18 protein-coding genes are annotated in these 17,990 nt (G+C 44.7%); 6 read left to right on the forward strand and 12 right to left on the reverse strand.

Annotated features, from left to right (window positions below; translation table 11 throughout):
- Nucleotide 1: 1 nt before the first annotated feature.
- A complete protein-coding gene (locus ALT761_RS06690; protein WP_129737483.1) occupies nt 2–2,524 on the forward strand; it encodes an ABC transporter permease in 2,523 nt (840 codons plus the stop codon).
- 252 nt (nt 2,525–2,776) lie between these two features.
- On the opposite strand, the gene ALT761_RS06695 is transcribed toward ALT761_RS06690, so the two are convergent.
- Entirely contained in the window at nt 2,777–3,673 is an 897-nt protein-coding gene (locus ALT761_RS06695; protein ID WP_129737485.1) for a TIGR01777 family oxidoreductase, read from the reverse strand.
- A 58-nt stretch (nt 3,674–3,731) separates the two neighbouring features.
- Entirely contained in the window at nt 3,732–4,100 is a 369-nt protein-coding gene (gene folX / locus ALT761_RS06700) for a dihydroneopterin triphosphate 2'-epimerase (protein ID WP_013784793.1), read from the reverse strand.
- A 74-nt stretch (nt 4,101–4,174) separates the two neighbouring features.
- On the opposite strand from folX, the gene ALT761_RS06705 reads away from it, so the two are divergent.
- Nucleotides 4,175–5,218, forward strand: coding sequence for an AI-2E family transporter (locus ALT761_RS06705; protein WP_129737487.1), 1,044 nt, complete (start codon nt 4,175–4,177; stop codon nt 5,216–5,218).
- Here the strand turns inward: ALT761_RS06705 and ALT761_RS06710 are convergent.
- Genes ALT761_RS06710 through ALT761_RS06720 form a run of 3 tightly spaced genes read right to left on the reverse strand, consistent with a single transcriptional unit; the run spans nt 5,215 to nt 7,488 of the window.
- Complete coding sequence (locus ALT761_RS06710) at nt 5,215–6,540, reverse strand: ATP-binding protein (RefSeq protein WP_129737489.1); 1,326 nt, start codon at nt 6,538–6,540, stop codon at nt 5,215–5,217. The two genes, ALT761_RS06705 and ALT761_RS06710, sit on opposite strands and share 4 nt — an antisense overlap.
- Nucleotides 6,537–7,211: a response regulator transcription factor gene (locus ALT761_RS06715; protein WP_129737491.1), complete on the reverse strand. Its 675-nt coding sequence runs from the start codon at nt 7,209–7,211 to the stop codon at nt 6,537–6,539. The genes ALT761_RS06710 and ALT761_RS06715 overlap by 4 nt, the downstream gene beginning before the upstream one ends.
- Nucleotide 7,212: 1 nt before the next feature.
- Nucleotides 7,213–7,488 (reverse strand): PepSY domain-containing protein, encoded by a 276-nt coding sequence (locus ALT761_RS06720; protein WP_013784789.1) that lies wholly within the window; start codon nt 7,486–7,488, stop codon nt 7,213–7,215.
- A 559-nt stretch (nt 7,489–8,047) separates the two neighbouring features.
- Here ALT761_RS06720 and ALT761_RS06725 point away from each other — a divergent pair.
- Complete coding sequence (locus ALT761_RS06725) at nt 8,048–8,512, forward strand: pyridoxamine 5'-phosphate oxidase family protein (protein ID WP_013784788.1); 465 nt, start codon at nt 8,048–8,050, stop codon at nt 8,510–8,512.
- 128 nt (nt 8,513–8,640) lie between these two features.
- Nucleotides 8,641–8,865: a pyridoxamine 5'-phosphate oxidase family protein gene (locus tag ALT761_RS06730; protein WP_232043551.1), complete on the forward strand. Its 225-nt coding sequence runs from the start codon at nt 8,641–8,643 to the stop codon at nt 8,863–8,865.
- Between the two features lie 243 nt (nt 8,866–9,108).
- Here ALT761_RS06730 and ALT761_RS06735 read toward each other — a convergent pair whose 3' ends face one another.
- From ALT761_RS06735 to ALT761_RS06765, 7 genes are read right to left on the reverse strand one after another with little or no spacing between them, the layout of a single operon-like run.
- Nucleotides 9,109–9,408, reverse strand: a complete 300-nt coding sequence (locus ALT761_RS06735; protein ID WP_129737493.1) for a YciI family protein — start codon at nt 9,406–9,408, stop codon at nt 9,109–9,111.
- 11 nt (nt 9,409–9,419) lie between these two features.
- On the reverse strand, nt 9,420–10,229 hold the full coding sequence (gene trpA, locus ALT761_RS06740; RefSeq protein WP_129737495.1) for a tryptophan synthase subunit alpha: 810 nt from the start codon (nt 10,227–10,229) through the stop codon (nt 9,420–9,422).
- A complete protein-coding gene (gene trpB, locus ALT761_RS06745) occupies nt 10,229–11,410 on the reverse strand; it encodes a tryptophan synthase subunit beta (RefSeq protein WP_129737497.1) in 1,182 nt (393 codons plus the stop codon). The genes trpA and trpB overlap by 1 nt, the downstream gene beginning before the upstream one ends.
- A gap of 15 nt (nt 11,411–11,425) precedes the next feature.
- Complete coding sequence (gene trpCF / locus ALT761_RS06750) at nt 11,426–12,823, reverse strand: bifunctional indole-3-glycerol-phosphate synthase TrpC/phosphoribosylanthranilate isomerase TrpF (protein ID WP_129737499.1); 1,398 nt, start codon at nt 12,821–12,823, stop codon at nt 11,426–11,428.
- Nucleotides 12,816–13,847 (reverse strand): anthranilate phosphoribosyltransferase, encoded by a 1,032-nt coding sequence (trpD, locus tag ALT761_RS06755; RefSeq protein WP_129737501.1) that lies wholly within the window; start codon nt 13,845–13,847, stop codon nt 12,816–12,818. The genes trpCF and trpD overlap by 8 nt, the downstream gene beginning before the upstream one ends.
- A 4-nt stretch (nt 13,848–13,851) precedes the next feature.
- Nucleotides 13,852–14,481 (reverse strand): aminodeoxychorismate/anthranilate synthase component II, encoded by a 630-nt coding sequence (locus ALT761_RS06760; protein WP_372339248.1) that lies wholly within the window; start codon nt 14,479–14,481, stop codon nt 13,852–13,854.
- Nucleotides 14,478–16,115, reverse strand: a complete 1,638-nt coding sequence (locus ALT761_RS06765) for an anthranilate synthase component 1 (RefSeq protein ID WP_129737503.1) — start codon at nt 16,113–16,115, stop codon at nt 14,478–14,480. Before ALT761_RS06765 ends, ALT761_RS06760 begins: the two co-directional genes overlap by 4 nt.
- Before the next feature lie 284 nt (nt 16,116–16,399).
- On the opposite strand from ALT761_RS06765, the gene ALT761_RS06770 reads away from it, so the two are divergent.
- Entirely contained in the window at nt 16,400–17,284 is an 885-nt protein-coding gene (locus tag ALT761_RS06770; RefSeq protein ID WP_129737505.1) for a PHP domain-containing protein, read from the forward strand.
- 82 nt (nt 17,285–17,366) lie between these two features.
- The gene (locus tag ALT761_RS06775; RefSeq protein ID WP_062086778.1) at nt 17,367–17,987 is read left to right on the forward strand and encodes an L-threonylcarbamoyladenylate synthase; all 621 of its coding nucleotides are present in this window, start codon (nt 17,367–17,369) and stop codon (nt 17,985–17,987) included.
- The last annotated feature ends 3 nt before the right edge of the window (nt 17,988–17,990 follow it).

Here is a 17,990-nt window from a genome sequence, read left to right on the forward strand (position 1 = left end):
AATGAGCATGACATCGACCTTGGCATGGCGATTGTTTCGGCATGAGGCGAAGCGCGGAGAGCTTACCATTATCTTGTTGGCAATTGTATTGTCGGTAGGCGCGGTATTGTCGCTGTCGTTATTTAGTGAGCGATTGCAAGGTGCGCTAAAAGAGCGTTCAGCGGCTTTTATCGCAGCCGATGCACAGTTACGCTCTGATACACCCATTGATGATAATTGGTTGCAGCAGGCTCGAGATGGGGGGCTTAACACGGCAAAGCAGGTGACTACTCGTTCGATGGTCTTTCATCGTGACGAAATGTCATTGGTGGACCTTAGGGCTGTAAATGAAAATTATCCACTGAAAGGCACGGTTAATATTGCTGATGTGCCTTTTGGACAAAAAGAAGCGGCAACAGATTTGCCCAAGCCAGGCGAAGTGTGGTTGCAGTCTCTGTTATTTCAAACTCTGAAGCTTAGTTTGGGAGACAGTATTGAAATAGGCGATGCTGAATTCACGGTAACCAAAGTGTTGGTTGATATTCCTGATGCAGGGTTCAGTGTATTTAACACCGATCCAATCGCTCTAATTAGACTGTCCGATTTGGATGCAACGGCTATAACCGGGCCTGGCAGTCGGGCACGTTACGTGGGCTATTTTGAAGGCGAAAGGAGTGCTATTAGTAAGTTTTACGACTGGCTCAGCCCTAACTTGCAAGACGACTTACATAATTGGCGTACCGTTGAAGATGACGAATCGGCCATTGGACGTTCGGTAGCCAGTGCTGAGCGGTATTTTTTATTGGCGAGTTTACTTGCCATAGTGCTTGCAGCGGTTTCCATTGCGGTGGCAGCCCAGCGTTACAGTCAACGTCATTTCGACCCTGTCGCTATCATGAAAACACTCGGTGCGACAAAGCAAGTTATTCGCCGTATCTATCTTCTTCAAATTCTATTTATTACTGGGCTCGGCATTATTATTGGATTAATAATGGGCTTCATTGGCCAGCAAGTTGTGGTGTGGTTAGTTGCTGAACAAGTTGATGTGGCGTTATCAATTTGGCACTGGCGGCCAGTGCTAATCGCTGTTTTCACAGGGGCAACCTGCTCGTTATTATTCTCGCTTTATCCATTGATGCAGTTGTTTTCAATTCCTCCACTGCGTGTGCTAAGGCGTGATTTAAGCACTAATTTACGTTCTCGGACCATTCAGTATGTGGCCTCAGGCGGTGCGATATTTCTCTTGATGTGGATTTACAGCCAAGACTTGATGATCAGCCTTATTTTATTTGGGTCTGGCGCGGTTTTAGTTGCTGGTTTACTTGGGGCTACTTTCTTGCTCATTGCCGCAGGCCGTAAATTCGGCTCGGGTAAAATGGGCCCGTGGCAGCTTGCTTGGGCGCGGATCAAACGTCGTTCAATGGAAAATAGTGTTCAGCTGATAAGTTTTTCAGTCACTATCATGTTGTTACTAGTGGTACTGGTTATGCGCAACGACATGGTATCGCAGTGGCGCTCTCAGTTGCCAGAAGGTACACCCAATTACTTTTTGATTAATATCACTGGCGAGCAAAAAACAGAATTGGACACACACTTTAAATCGAATGGTATCACCATAGAAGAGTTCTACCCGGTAATACGAGGTCGCTTCGTTGCGGTGAATGACGATAGTGTAAATACCGAAGTATCTAAAGAAGACGATTCGAATACTGAGGGTAGGCAAGGACTAGGGCGAGAAGCGAATTTAACTTGGAGTAATTCGTTACAAAAAGAGAACGAAATTACTGGTGGTACATGGCATGGCGACAACCCTGATGCATTAGAAGAGGGGGTATTCGCGGTTTCAGTAGAAACGGATGTAGGTGAACGACTCGGCATTGAATTAGGCGATATGCTCACATTCAATGTGGGCAGTGAAATCGTTAAAACCAAAGTAACAAGTTTTAGGAAAGTGAATTGGCAAACCATGCAGCCCAACTTTTTCTTTGTTATTCAACCTGAAGCTATGGCGGCGTTTAATCCAACCTACATCACCAGCTTTTATTTGCCTGAAGCGCAGAAATCACAACTAACTACGTTGTTAAAGCCATTTGCGTCTATCACTATGTTTGACGTAGATGCGCGAATTAATCAGCTAAGAGATATTGTCAATCAAGTGTCGGTGGCCATTGAGTTTATCTTAGTGCTGGTGCTTGTAGCAGGCAGTTTAGTGTTAATAGCCCAGGTTCAAGCCAGCATGGATGAAAGACGACAAGAGCTAGCTATTTTAAGAACGCTTGGGGCGAAAGGCACTTTAATTCGCAAGAGCGTGGTATTTGAGTTTCTGATCATAGGTGTGGTTGCAGGTTTCATGGCAGCACTCGCTAATGAGCTCAGTTTGTATATGCTGCAAACCAACGTGTTTCAAATGACTGCAAGTCTTCACTTTGAGTATTGGGTAATTGCACCGATTGTTGGCGCAATTGTGGTCGGCGCTTTGGGGGCAATTGGCTGCTGGCGATTACTTACCTTAAATACTTCGGCACTGCTTAGGAAGATGGTTTAAAGGACGTATAGCTAACGAGAGTGAGGAATGACCGTTTTAAAGCGTAAGGGAGTGAAAGCGAGGTGAAAAGGGACAGTCGCTCTAAAATAAATCGGAAAATAAATCGGACAGTCACTCAAGTGAGTATCCGAAATTGGAACAAATAGTCGTGTGAGTCACTCGATTAAATGTTGGACACACACTTAAGTTTGAGTGTGTGTCCAATTTCGTTTCGTCGAATGGTTCAAGCTCGAGTGTGTGTCCGATTAAGCCTCAGTGCCTATAAATTGCTTCCAGCGCCCCTTGCAAAGTGGGGTAAGCAAACATGTAGCCTGAGGTAACGAGCTTTTCAGGTAGCACTTTTTGCCCTTTTAAAATCATGTCAGACGATTCACCCATCGCTATTTTTAGTACAAAGCCGGGTACGGTAAACAGGCAAGGTCTTGAAAGTGTTGCCGCTAATGTGTGGGAGAAGTCCTTATTAGTTGACGGTGATGGAGCCGTAAGGTTGAACGGCCCATGGCAACTATCATGTTCAAGTAGGTAAGCAATGGCTGACACCATGTCGTCAATGTGGATCCACGATAAATACTGTTCGCCATTCCCTATTTTACCACCTAACCCTAGTTTGAAGGGCAGTGCCATTTTCTCTAGTGCTCCGCCATTTTCAGTTAAGACTACACCGGTTCTTAGTGTACAAACCCGCGTTTCGTCGCGAGTGACAGAGGTAGCGATAGCCTCCCATTTGGCACAAAGGTCGTGTGTGAACTCTTCATGAGGGGGCGTTTGCTCGGTAACATCAACACTACCTTTACTGCCATAAAAACCGATGGCCGAGCCTGAAATAAATACAGGTGGTGGGGTGCCAGCACTATTGATTTTCGCGACAATTTTAGAAGTAATATCCCATCGGCTATCGCAAATTATTTGCTTTTGCGTGTCTGTCCAACGTTTGTCGGCAATGGGTTCGCCAGCTAAGTTGATAATGGCATCGAAAATTCCAATATCATCAACGTCACTCACATCGGAAACAAACGCTACATTGTCACCCAGCTGGCGCTTAGCTTTTTGGGGGGCTCTTGTTATGACAGTAAACTGATGTTCGCTTTTAAATTTTTCAATAAACGCGCTACCAATGAGGCCAGTGCCGCCTGACATTAAAATTTTCATACAATATGCCTATAGGATTGACTATAAAAGTGCTTATAAAGTGTTATACAACAAACGCTCAACCGGTTTTATTACACGAAAGCGTTAGAGACACCGAATCGGAAAATCGCAGTGCATGCGGCTTATCCACTTCTACTTCGGCGTAACGAACTGATGAATGTTCAGCAGCTAAACTTAGTACGTCGGCGGTGAGCTTTTCGAGCAATGAAAATCGGTTGTCCTCAACCAGCTTGATGATAGCCTTGGTAATCACCTTATAATTCAACGCGTCTTCCATATTATCGCTGTCTGTTGCCCTTTGGGCATCGTAATCAATCTTCACATTAACGATAACGTCTTGTTTATTGGTGATTTCATCTTCGTTAATACCAATATAAGTTCTCAATCTCAGGTTTTTAATTTTAATTGTGGCTAAGTTGAAGGTCATTGTATTCTCGTATTTGTAGTTATGTATAAGTCACTGTAAAGTGTCTGAGTTTTTTATTAGGAATGAAGCATAAAATGTCCATGGAACTGCGCTCCCCCATAGCAAAAGTACTTATAGTCCTCGCATGTTTGGTTGTTGTGATGGCGGGAATAAAGTCCGCTAGTACGATTATGGTACCTTTTTTCTTATCAATATTTATCGCTATTGCGTGTAGCCCAATAATTCATTGGACCGGACGTTTTGGTGTGCCTAAATGGCTTTCTATCACCTTAGTAATACTAATAATTTTAGTCTTTGGATTTCTTCTTGCTGGCCTAGTAGGACAGTCTATGACGGAATTTAGAGCAAATCTTCCACAATATAGGGAACAGCTCGATACCGAATTTTCGTGGATTATAGAAAAGCTCGCACAATACAATATTAACGTTAACCAAGAACTGATTGCTACCCACTTAGATCCTGCCACCGCGATGTCAGTAGCGACCAATTTTATCAGTGGTATGGGCGGCGTATTGTCGAACTTATTCCTTATATTGCTAACGGTCATTTTTATGTTGTTTGAGGCAGACAGCATTCCAAAACGCCTGCATATTGCATTGTCAGACCCGGATATGAAATTGAAACACATCGACCGTTTCATTCGTTCTGTAAATAGCTATTTGGCTATTAAAACTGTGGTGAGTTTAGGCACTGGGTTAATTATCGGTACATGGCTTTATGTAATGGGAATAGACCATTTCCTGTTATGGGCGGTATTGGCATTCATGTTGAACTTCATCCCTAATATAGGTTCGATAATTGCCGCACTTCCAGCGGTACTTATTGCTTTTGTTCAATATGGTTTAGCTTCAGCAGGTATGGCGGCGTTAGGTTTTGTTTTAGTCAATACAATTATGGGAAATATGGTGGAACCAAGACTGATGGGTAAAGGAATGGGGCTATCTACCTTAGTGGTGTTTCTATCCTTAATTTTCTGGGGGTGGTTATTGGGTACGGTAGGAATGCTACTTTCGGTGCCACTGACTATGGTGGTAAAAATAGCACTAGAGTCTCGAGAGGAAAGCCAATGGCTTGCGGTGTTATTGTCTAGCGCGGGCGATAAAAAAGGGAAAGCTTAAACCGGAAACTTCACAATAAAGCGAGCGCCGCCAATAGGCGCGCGTTCGATAAGTAGTTTACCTTGGTAGATGGCAATAAGGTCGCTTACCAAGGCCATGCCTATGCCTTGCCCATCGGCGTAAGTATCTAATCGGGTTCCACGCTCTAACAGGGCTTGTTTCTTATCTGAAGGGACGCCGGGGCCATCATCATCAATGGTCAACACAGCCCAATTTCCTTCGTTTTTCAGTGCAACTAATACCTTTGAATCAGAAGCCTTACAGGCGTTATCTAACAGATTACCTACCATTTCCATAATATCGGTTTCGTCGGCTTTTATGGCGACATTGTTAATGGCTTCAATTGTTATCGATAATTGCTTATGCTGATATACCTTATCCATAGCGTTAGCCACTTTTTGCGTGATAGGTAACAGAGGAATAGCCGCTTGCCACCCCGTTTTACCAGCACTAGCACGTTTTAATTGGCGTTGAATAATCTGGTCAATTTGATTTAAAGATTCAACAGCTTGCTTGGGAAGTTTTTCAACCCCTAAAGCTACAGCCAGTGGTGTTTTTAAACTATGAGCAAGGTCACCTAAGCTGTTTTTATAACGAGCACGCTGCTGAGATTCAGATTCAATCAGTTCGTTGATTGACTGTTTTAATGGGCTAAATTCAACGGGGTAGTGCGCATCAAGCTGTTGTTTCTGCCCCGTAGAGGTAAGTGAAATTTCACTAATTAGCTTTCTTACTGGCATTAGCACAAGGCTGATACCCACAATTATTAACACAAGCAAACCGCCGGACAAGACAAGCAACCAACGCCACACCACCGATATAAAAGTTTCGCGCTCTTCATTAAATAGGTGTTTATTATTAAAAATATAAAAACGAACTGGCTCGAAGTTGCTTTCTGAGGCAAATTCAGCCGTAAAAGCGTAGGCGAAATAATCGGTATCATTGTCGAAATTGGCTATATACGATTCAACAAAGAGCTCGTTACCCACGTTCACGTTTAAATTCGGGGCAGGCAATGTGTAATCTAATGCTGAAGCCGACTGCCACACTACGTGACCGCGAAAAACAATCACACCCAAGTAGCCAGAGCCAGGCAAGTTGAGTTGCTCCTCGTATAAAATCTCGGGCATAAAGGGAATGTCGCCATCTAGCTCGAAAGCCGAGAGTAACCCTAGGTTCATGAGTCTAAGTTCACTCATTTTGGCTTGGGTTAAGCTTGTGGTATAGGCGTCATCTAAAATAACCACAGTGAGCGGTGCAAATAGGGCAAGTACGCCCATCGCTAATAAAATGCTCCTTATTCTCAGCGACAGTTGTTTCATAGATTGCGGTTGATCCTATACCCACGTCCGCGTAGTGTTTCGATGGGTTTAAAGCTATTTTCTGGATCTAGCTTTTTACGCAATCGGCCAACAAAAACTTCAATGACGTTACTATCAAGATCAAAATCTTGATCGTAAATATGCTCTGTTAACTCTGTTTTCGAGACTACTTTTTGCGGGTTCAGCATTAAGTATTCCATGACTTTGTATTCGTACGCAGTCAACTCGAGGGGGGCGTCATTTACAGTGATTTCTTCAGCGACCGTGTCCAGCGAGATAGGACCGAACTGTATAACAGGATTTGCTTGGCCAGAGGCGCGGCGAATCAGTGCCTTAACCCTTGCCAGCAATTCTTCATTGTGAAAAGGCTTGGTAAGGTAATCATCCGCTCCTGCATCCAAACCTTCAACTTTTTCCTGCCAGCGATCACGAGCGGTTAAAATAAGTACGGGGCAGCGTATGTCTTCTTGCCTTGCTTTCCGGATAACTTCAAAGCCATCCATTTTAGGTAAGCCGATATCGATAATAGCTAAGTCGTACGCATATTCATTGAGTTGGTAAAGCGCATGCTCGCCGTTGTCGGCCAAATCCACACTGTAGCCATGTTGCTGTAATAGGCTATCAAGCTGGGTTAGGAGGCGGCTGTCGTCTTCAGCAATGAGTACCCGCATGTTAATCCTTTGAATTTTTCTTAGAGGTTTTTACTTTTCCAGAGCGCTTGTCTACATCAACAGAAACAACTCGCCCCGACTCCTTTAAAACTTTAACGCGGTATTTTTGGTTAGTTTGGCTTACACGAAGCACACGTCCAGATTCTGCCTGACGGGCACGTTCTACAGCTTGGCTTTTGCTTAATTCACCACTTTTTTCCTGCTGCGCGAAGGCACTACCACCACTGCACATAAACAGTGTTAGCACTAAAGCCACAGCGCGAAGTGTATTCACCATATATCCTCACCAAAAAAACAGGCAAAGCCCGATAGGAACCTAGTATAGAGACCGGAGCTGAACCATTACTGAATATCTGTGTAAGTCTACCTTGCCAAATAGAAGGTGTACATAAAGCGATAACAAGAATGATGTTAAGGACTAATGAGGTTATGAATGTGGGACAGTCACTTAAGTTTACAAGTAATTCAATGACGTACTAGATTGGACACACACTCCAATTTCAACTTTACGGGTGTCAAAAATACACTCGTGCTTGAGTGACTGTCCGATAGGGAAGGACCCGATATCAAGGGCTAAGAATGAAGCGGCTAAAATTAAAGTGATTATCTAACTTTTCTTCTGAATTTAAGTGTGTGTCCAATCTTAGTCGGTGTGAAAAACTTACTGCAAGAGTGAATAGGTTATAGGTTTTAGTAGCAAGTGTTTTACTCCTTTACAGAATGTGATGCCTATGTAGCCCTTACATAGTTTGGTCTGTAGCGGTTAGAGGTTTTTCTGGCACGTAGTGTGAATTGTAGTTAGGTAAGTTTATTTAAATGTATGCAACGGAGGCAATATGTCGCACGATATTAAAACGGCAATGTGGGAAGCTATGTCTAGCAGTCCAAATGTAATGGTAAGCCTTACTAGTAAAAATACGCACGCTGAACCAATGCGTGCTCAGCTCGATAAGCATGCTAATAGCGAATTTTGGTTTTATACCACTAAAGATAATCGCATCGCTGAAGGTGGCGAAGCCATGGTACAGTTTTCATCAAAAGGGCATGATGTGTTCGCATGTATTCGCGGAACATTGGTTCAGGAAACTCGCCAAGATATTATCGATAAATATTGGTCTAACGGCGTAGAAGCGTGGTACGAGAAGGGTAAGGACGATCCGAATTTACTCATGCTGCGATTTAATTTGGCGGATGCCGAGATTTGGGAGGCTGACCCATCCCTTAAAGGAATGTTTAAATTGATGACCGGCAAAACTATTTCACCTGATGAAATGGGCGAACACGACAAAGTGACTTTGTAACTAGAATGTTCAAATGAGTGTGTGTCCAATTTAGATTTGACTCTATCATTCAGTTAGCCGAAGACATCATTGGAGTGTCTGTCCTAAATTGAAAATACTTTCGAGTGTCTGAATTTGCCAGAACATGAGTGTGTGTCCAATTTAGGTTTCTTATCGATAAATATTGGTCTAACGGCGTAGAAGCATGGTACGAGAAGGGTAAGGACGATCCGAATTTACTCATGCTGCGATTTAATTTGGCGGATGCCGAGATTTGGGAGGCTGACCCATCCCTTAAAGGAATGTTTAAATTGATGACCGGCAAAACTATTTCACCTGATGAAATGGGCGAACACGACAAAGTGACTTTGTAACTAGAATGTTCAAATGAGTGTGTGTCCAATTTAGATTCAATTTAGATTCACACAAAAAAGCCTGAAAGGAATGCGTTTGCATTTCTCTCAGGCTTTTTTATGAGCGGTAATCGAAACTGAGTGCTCAACTGACGCTGGCTATTCATGAGGCCGAGTCAGTTAACATCACGATTGCTACTGTACCTTTATTAGTTACAACAAAACGTAAAGTAGAAACAGGTCAATAACCGCTGAGAGTGACCGTTAAGGAAGCACTTTTTTGTAAGGTTTAACAATCACACTTTCGTAAACGCCCGCTTCAATATACGGGTCTGAATCTGCCCAAACTTGCGCCGCTTCTAGCGATTCAAATTCTGCAACAACCAATGAACCTGTAAACCCAGCTGGGCCCGGATCCGGACTGTCGATAGCAGGGAAGGGGCCAGCTATAACTAACCTACCTTCATCTTTTAACGTATTTAAACGTGCTAAATGCGCAGGGCGGGCCGCTAAACGATTTTCCAAACTGTTGGCCACATCGGTAGCACAAATCATATAAAGCATATTATGACTCCTTAACCCTTAGCAGTGGCGGCTTTCATAGACTGAACAAACTTACCCAATGCACTTAACATAGCGTCGTTGTTGTCTAAGTTTGCTGCAATCAAGTTCACTGTAGCTGAACCTGAAATAGCGCCCGCTGCACCAGCATCAATGGCCGACTTTACTTGTGCTGGCGTAGAAATACCAAATCCAAGTAGTGGCGGTGCACATTTATGTGCCGTTAGACGTGCAATCAACTCAGCGGCAGGAATTTCTACAGCAGTTTCAGCGCCAGTTACCCCAGCTCGACCTAATAAGTAGGTATAGCCTTTCGAGTACTCACCAATTTTTTCCATGGTTTCATCGGTCGCATTCGGCGGAGCAATCAAAATTTGTGAAATACCATTGGCATCAGCCGCTTTTTGGAACGGTGCGGCTTCACGAATAGGCACATCAGCAACCAAAATAGAATCTACACCTGCATCACTGGCCTTTTTGTAGAAGCCATCGATAGACTGCGCCATCACAAGGTTGCTGTACAGCAACAAGCCAATAGGAACTTGTGGGTACTTACTACGCACGCGAGTGAGTAATTCAAAACATTTAGCTACTGTAACGTTACTTTTGTGTGCACGAATACTAGCGGCTTGAATAGTAGGGCCATCGGCTATTGGATCAGAATAAGGAATACCAAGCTCTAGCGCATCAGCACCACTTTCAACCAATTGGCAAATAATCGCTTCAGATTGTGCTAAATCAGGGTCGCCTATCATCACGAAAGGAACAAAAGCGCCTTCATTTTTTGCGTCTAGGCGCGCAAACATTTCTGCATATCTTTCCATTACAGTTTGTCCCCTAAAATTTTGGTTACGTGAGCCAAATCTTTATCACCACGGCCAGATAAATTCACCACAATAATGGTTTCTTCTTCTGCTTCGTCGGCCATATTTAATGCGTGTGCTAGGGCGTGTGAAGACTCAAGCGCGGGAATAATACCTTCTTTGCGTGCAAGCAATTGGAACGCGTTCAGCGCTTCTTCATCGGTAGCGGCAACGTACTCAGCACGGCCAGTTTCGGCTAAATAAGCATGTTGAGGGCCAACTGCTGGGTAATCTAATCCGGCAGAAACTGAATAGCTCTCTTCAATTTGTCCTTCTTGGTCCTGCATGATGAAAGTGTACGCACCGTGCAATATACCTTTAGTACCCGTCACAATAGTAGCGCCGTGTTCTTTGGTATGAATCCCTTTACCTGCAGGTTCAACACCTACCAGGCGTACGGAGGGTTCGTCGATGAAATCAGCAAACATGCCAATAGCATTAGAACCACCACCTACACAGGCCACAACGGCATCTGGTAAACGGCCTTCTTTTTCTAGAATTTGTGCACGTGTTTCTTCGCCAATCATACGGTGGTATTCACGTACAATAGTGGGGAATGGGTGAGGGCCCGCTGCCGTACCTAACAGGTAATGTGCGGTATCGTAATTAGCTGACCAATCACGCATGGCTTCGTTTACCGCATCTTTAAGTGTGCCAGAGCCAGAATTTACTGGAATAACTTCCGCACCCATTAGCTTCATACGGAAAACGTTAGGCGCTTGACGCTCAACATCTTTTGCACCCATGTAAATACGGGCTTTTAAGCCTAATAATGCGCATGCTAACGCTGTAGCAACACCGTGTTGACCAGCGCCCGTTTCGGCAATAACTTCGGTTTTACCCATACGCTTAGTCAATAACGCCTGACCGAGTACTTGGTTTGTTTTGTGGGCACCGCCGTGAAGTAAGTCTTCACGTTTAAGGTATAATTTTACCTTAGGGTTGCTCACCAAGTTGCGGGTTAGCGTCATTGCTGTTGGGCGGCCTGCGTAATCTTTTAATAACCCCAAAAACTCTTCGTTGAAGCTAGGATCATCTTTCGCATCTAGAAACGCTTTTTCTAGTTGGTCCAGTGCAGGAATAAGTAGCTCTGGCACATACATGCCACCGAACTCTCCAAATTTTGTATCTAATTGATTCATGCGTTGTCCTAAGTGTTAATAGCGGCGACAAATTGAAAATAGCTCGGCTAATTTTTCAGCCGACTTTTCGCCTGGGGCACTTTCTACCCCTGAATTTATGTCGATGGTTGCACAACCCACGTCAATGCCTTGAGCAATGTTGGTTGCGTTAATTCCACCGGCTAGAATGATTTTTTGCTTGTTGGCTATATTGTCTAACAATCCCCAATCGAAGCTTTCCCCTGTACCGCCTTTGGCATTACCTACTTGGCAATCTAGCAGTACATAATCGATATTCTCGTCTTCTAATAGCTGAGGTAACTGTTCAGGCAAAGCACCTTTCACACCTTCGGCTTGCCATATTTCACAACCTGCTGGCAGGGCGTCTTTCAGCGTTGCTCGATACGCTGCATCTTCGCTGCCGTGCAATTGAACGGCGGCTAACGAGAGCGATGTAGCTAATTTGGCAACATAATCGATGTCGTGATTCACAAACACGCCCACATAATCGCCTTCAACGGTTTCTACAATATCTTTTGCGACTGATTCGGCTACAAAACGAGGCGATTTTTCAGCGAAAATTAGCCCGCCCATGCTCGCGCCACTTTCAAAAGCAAGTTGTGCCTGTTCAACACTGGTTAACCCGCATACTTTTACCGAGCCGTAAATTACGCTTCGAACGGCGCGTTTCAAATTAGCTTGCGACATAAGAGCACTGCCTACCAAGAAGCCTTGGCAAAGCGGGCTTAAGCGCAATACGTCTTCATGGGTATAAATACCTGACTCTGAAATCACCACAAAGTCATGTGCGGCACTTTCCAGCATAGGCACCAAATGTTCTGTTGTGGCTAAATCGGTTGATAAGTCGCGCAGGTTACGGTTGTTAATACCGATAATGTTTGCTTCAAGAGCGATGGCGCGACGCATCTCTTCTTCGTTGCTTACCTCAGTAAGAATATCTAACGACAAGCTATTGGCTACGGTAGCAAGTTCACGATACTGCGTATCGTCTAACACACTTAGCATGAGCAATACGGCATCGGCATTATAATGGCGAGCCAAATAAACCTGATAAGTATCAATAAAGAAATCTTTGTTTAATACAGGTTGTGCTACACGTTCTGTAACGTAGGCCAAATATTCAAATTTACCTTGGAAATACTTCTCGTCAGTAAGTACTGAAATGCCCGCGGCATAGGGTGTGTATGCGGCTAGAATTTCGTCTAGGTCGAAATGTTCGCGAATAAGCCCTTTTGAGGGGGAAGCCTTTTTGCACTCAAAAATAAAGCCAGCATTCGGTTCATTCAGTGCATCAAACAAGCTTTTGTTTGAAGGTACTAAATCTGCTTTAAAGCTTTCAAGCGACAAGGTCGATTTTCTGGCATCAACTTCAACGCGTTTATCGGCAACAATTTTTTCTAGCACATTAGGCATCAGTGCTGACCTCCTGACTGATTTTGGCAACCTGGTTTAATACTGCCAAAGGTTTTGCATCTTTCATTGCTTGCATGGCTATCTCGGTGCCATCTTTAAATGAATCAGCGGTACCGGTAACTTTAAGTAGTGCGCCACAGTTCATTGCAATGGCAGCGCGATGGGCTTCTTGGCCTTCACCGGCTAATGCAGCTTCAATGTATTTCTTGTTTTCTTCTGGCTCACCGCCCTCAATGGCCGATAATGGGTATGAGGAAAGGCCAAAGTCTTCAGCGGTGACGGTTAACTTACGAATGTCACCATGCTCAAGATCGTAAATAATAGATTCACCATGCAGAGCAAGTTCATCTAAGCCATCGCCGTGAACAATCATGGCGCGATGTTGGCCAAGAAGCATAAGGGTTTTTGCGTAAGGTTCAAGCAGTTCGGGGGAGTAAACGCCGAACACACCATGTGTTGGGCCCGCTGGATTGGCAAGTGGCCCTAGTATGTTAAACAAGGTTCTGGTCTTCAGCGCAGCACGGACGGGGGCTGCGAAACGCATGCCAGCGTGATATACCGGCGCAAAAAGAAATGTGAAATTTGCTTCATCTAAGCATTTTCTCGACAATTCCGGCGTAATTTCTAAGTTTAAACCAAATTGTTTAAACAGATCAGCAGAGCCTGATTTACTCGATACGCTTCTGTTGCCATGTTTGGCCACTTTCACACCACATGCTGCTGCCACCACCCCTGCGGCGCTCGAAATATTAATGGTGTTATGTCCATCGCCACCTGTGCCAACAATGTCGGCAAATGGGTAAGTGGGTGCCGGAAACGGCTTGGCGTTGGCAACCATAGCACTAGCTGCTCCGGCAATTTCACCCGGAGATTCATGCTTAATTTTTAGTGCTGTAAGCACCGCGGCAATAACGGCTTCGCTTTGCTCACCGTGCATAATACTGTTGAACAACGTGTAAGCTTCGGTTTGAGACAGCGCCGATTGTTTGATGAGTTTTTCAAGTAATGGAGTAGCGTCAAACATGGCTTTATCCTTGTTGCGTTAAATAGTCGATGCTTTGCTTCAGCAGCACACTACCTTGGGCCGTTAATATCGACTCAGGGTGAAATTGAAAGCCGAGCATTTTATCAGTTTTGTTAAACACGGCCATGACGGTTTCAGTTCCATCATCGTTAACACAAGACGCACAGGGTTCAAGGGCGTCAGGTAGTGTTTGTGCGGCTAACGAATGATAGCGAGCTACATGTAATGGCTGTGGTAGGTCTGTAAACATGTCTTTTTCTGAATGGGCGATAGCAGAACTTTTACCATGCATAACTTGCGTGGCGCGGCCGACAATACCGCCATAATATTCAACAATGGCCTGATGGCCTAAACATATACCCAGTACCGGGAAAGTACCTGCTACTTTTTCAAGTAAAGCTGGCATACAGCCCGCTTCGCTTGGTGCGCCAGGGCCTGGCGACAGCATTAGCAAAACTGGGCTCTTGGTGGCTTGTTCTTGCATTTTTTCAAATAACATATCTGCGCACACTGTGTTGCGATATACGTTTATTTCTAAATCAAGCGCACGTAATTCATCTACCAAGTTATAGGTAAAAGAGTCGACATTATCGAGTAAGAATAGGGTGGTTTTGTTGCTCATTGTCATACTCATGCTTGAGTCTCCGCTTCCGCTTTGAGTGCTGCGGTAACCGCGCTAATAACCGCTTGCGCTTTTGCACGGGTTTCATCGGCCTCAGCTTGTGGAACAGAGTCGTAAACCACTCCGGCGCCTGCTTGAATGAAAGCACGGCCGTTTTTCACAAATGCCGAGCGAATAACAATACAGGTATCCATGTCACCTTGTCCGTTTATATAGCCTACTGCGCCGCCATAGCTACCACGACGTTTTTGTTCTACTTCACGAATCAGCGTAGCGGCACTCACTTTCGGCGCACCCACTAAGGTGCCCATGTTCATGCACGCTTGATAAGCATGTAGTGCATCTAAATCGTCACGAAGTTGGCCAACAACACGGGAAACAAGGTGCATAACATGAGAGTAGCGGTCTACTTTCAATAAGTCTTTTACAAAGCGGCTTCCCGGGCGGCTTACTTTTGCCACATCGTTTCGCGCTAAGTCGACTAGCATAATGTGTTCAGACTTCTCTTTGTTATCTTCACGCAAGTTAAGTTCAATGCGACTGTCTAAGTCGTGATTAATTGTGCCGTCAGGGCGTTTGCCGCGAGGGCGAGTACCAGCAATGGGGTAAATTTCAACTTGGTTGCTTTCACTTTCATATTTAAGTGCAGACTCTGGTGAAGCACCAAATATAGTAAAGGCTTCATCTTGCATAAAGAACATATAAGGGCTGGGATTTTGTTCTTTTAAATGCGCATAAGCTAGAAGCGGAGAAGGGCAAGGCAGTGAGAATGTACGTGATGGAACCACTTGGAAAATATCCCCAGCAAGAATGTGCTGTTTTAACTCAAGCACATTGTCACAGAATTCTTCGTCACTTTTATCTACGCTTACCGAAATGTCTCCACCGATAACAGCGTCATCAATACCTGCGCCATCAATACCAGTGCCAGAAGTTAAAGTGGGTGTCTCAGGCATAGACTGCAATTGCTGATGCAACGATTCTAAGCGCTGGGAAATTCCAAAGTATTGCTGGGCTACATCTTCGCCACTAAACACGCTACCAATCAAGTGGGTTTCGCGAGTTTGGTGATCTACCGTAATAAGCGTTTCAGCCAAGTAAAAAACGAAATCTGGACAATCATTATCGCCATCTTCTACATGAGGAAGCGATTCAAATCCCGCGAGCATGTCATAGGCAAATACACCGCCTAAAAAAAGCGCGTGGGGATGTTGACGAATAGGCGTGATTTTTTTCACGATAATACGCAAGGTATCCATTACGCTGGCAGACTTTAAACGGCTATCTTCGTCTAACTGCGCATCAGCAGGTTCACATAATAAGGTGACCGATGTGTCGGTACTGTCAACGCATGTTACCCCATCAGGGCACTGAGATTTAAATATTGGCAACACGGAAGCGCCGTTTTCCGTAAGGGCTTTTACGTCAACACGGTTTCCAGTGCACTCTAGGCGTAAAGCTGCTTGTACCATTAATAAACTTTGTAAATCGTCTTTCGAATCGATTTCTGCCGACTCTAATAACAACGCATTAGGACGTTCGGCACAAATGTGTGCGAAGGCTGCAAGAGGGTCGTCGATGTAATGCCCAACCTGCTCAATTGTTTCGACTTTGCCTGGGGTTGTGCCCAGTTCCGCTAAACTCATTTTTGCCACTCTCCGACTGCAAAAAGATAAAAAAAAGGCCCGTAAATACGGGCCTTTTGTGTTTTATTCACGCACAAATGCGCACACCACCCGTTAATCGAGGGAGTGCCACCACCAAGAAGCAATAGTTGTTGCAGTTGTGATTGTCATTAATTGCATGAATAAACTCGTGTTTGGTTCAATCTTGTACGAACATCGATAGTTATCGAAGGCGTAAATCTGTATACTTGTGCGTATAGAAGAAAACAAATTCACCTTTGTGTCAACCAATTATTGAAAAGCCTTTGAAAATAGATCTCCACAGCCATACAAAATTCTCCGATGGGCACCTCACTGCAGAGGAGCTTATACTGCGTGCGCACACCATGCAGGTTGACGTACTAGCCATTACCGACCACGACACAGTGGCGGGATTAGAAACGGCGCATAACACGCAGGCGAAACAAAAACGGCCGTTAAAAATTATTGACGGTGTCGAAATTTCCACCAATTGGCATGGTTTCGATATTCACGTTGTGGGGTTAAATGTTGATAGAACCAACCCAACATTTCTAGCGCAACTTGAAGGTCAGGCTCAAACTCGAAAAGTAAGAGCAGAAAAAATAGCGGAAAAGTTGGGCAAGTGCGGGTTTGAAGGGGTTCTTCCTCGGGCCATCGCATTAGCCGGTGAAGGGCAGGTAACCCGCGCACATTTCGCTCGCGTGCTGGTGAATAACTATGGCGTTGGCACCATGAACGCAGCCTTTAAAAAGTATTTAGGCAAAGGCAAGCGTGCAGCGGTGAAAGCAGAGTGGCCCAGTGTTGAAACTGCCATCGAGTGGATCCACGGTGCAGGCGGTCAAGCTGTGCTAGCACACCCCGTTCATTACGACATGACCGCAAAATGGCTACGTAGATTAGTTGATTTATTTGCCGAAGCCGGCGGCGATGCAATTGAAACTGCGTTTCCTGGTATTAGTAAAGACAAGCAAGCGCTTGTGAATGAACTCGCCGCTAGCCATAATTTATTAGCCTCGGCAGGCTCAGATTTTCACTTTCCATCACGATGGACAGAGCTAGGTAAAAATTTGGGTATTAGCAGTAACTTAACGCCTATTTGGCACGATTGGCCAGTGGTTGAGGGGGTTGCAGACGCGGTGAACCAATCTGCACCTAGTATTAACGATTAGCGGCTAGTAGTTCGCAGCGTGTTATTCGCTGCCTTCTTTCGTTAAAAAACAGCCAAGCAATAGGCATGAACAGGACATTATCATGAGTCAGTTTTTCTATATTCATCCTGAAAACCCACAGCAACGTTTGTTAAACCAAGCATGTGAGCTTATACGTGAAGGGGCGGTAGTGGTTTATCCTACCGATTCTGGCTATGCCATTGGTTGTCAGATGGAAGATAAAAAAGCCTTAGAGCAACTATGCCGCATTCGAGAAATTGGTAAAGATCATAACTTCACACTCATGTGCCGAGATATGTCTGAATTATCTATTTACGCGAAAGTGGATAATACGGCATTTAGACAAATTAAAAATAATACGCCAGGCTCGTACACGTTTGTACTAAAAGCCACCCGTGAAGTGCCTAAGCGTCTGCAAAATCCAAAGCGAAAAACCATAGGTATTCGTGTACCCGATAACGCCATTGCGTTAGCGCTACTTGAAACCTTAGGCGAGCCGCTAATGTCTACTTCACTTATTTTGCCAGGCAATACCATGGCAGAATCAGACCCTGACGTTATTCGCGATAATTTAGAAAAGCAGGTGGGGGTGATTATTCACGGCGGGTATTTGGGTGAGCAACCTACCACCGTAATTGATTTATCTGAAGATACCCCTGTCATCATGCGCCGTGGTACCGGCGACCCTGCTCCGTTTGAATAGTAT

The organism is Alteromonas sp. 76-1, assembly GCF_900654235.1.
In the GTDB taxonomy this organism is placed as follows: domain Bacteria; phylum Pseudomonadota; class Gammaproteobacteria; order Enterobacterales; family Alteromonadaceae; genus Alteromonas; species Alteromonas naphthalenivorans.